Raw genomic sequence first — 394 nt, forward strand, 5'->3', positions numbered from 1 at the left:
CTGTCTTTGTCTCTGTCCTTGCCGCTTCACCGCTTGGTGTTACGTAACCTGACGGTGCTTCTGTTTCTACAAAGTAATAGCTTCCTGGTTCTACATTATCGACTGTAATTTTTCCATCTTTGTCAGTTACATAGGAACCACGATTCTCGTCTGGATCCCCAGCCTTATACAGGTCGAATTTTGCTCCTTCAAGAGCTTTTCCTTCTGTTCCTGTCTTCAGCAGTTCCAGTTTTCCTTTACTCTCTTCTGTATTGCGCATTTCGAAAGTATAAGTTTTTACTTCTGTCTGACCAGCCTCTACTGTCTTAATCTCTGTCCTTGCTGCATCTCCGCTCGGCTTTACATAGCCTGCCGGGGCTTTTGTCTCTTCGAAGTAATAGCTTCCTGGGTCTAC

At 44.9% G+C, this 394-nt stretch carries 1 protein-coding gene; it reads right to left on the bottom strand.

Going from position 1 to position 394, the window contains the following annotated elements; translation table 11 throughout:
* The coding region (locus LIQ05_RS19535; protein WP_264292822.1) for a SpaA isopeptide-forming pilin-related protein at positions 1-394 on the bottom strand (394 nt) is incomplete at both ends.

The organism is Blautia glucerasea (genome assembly GCF_020537505.1).
In the GTDB taxonomy this organism is placed as follows: domain Bacteria; phylum Bacillota; class Clostridia; order Lachnospirales; family Lachnospiraceae; genus Blautia_A.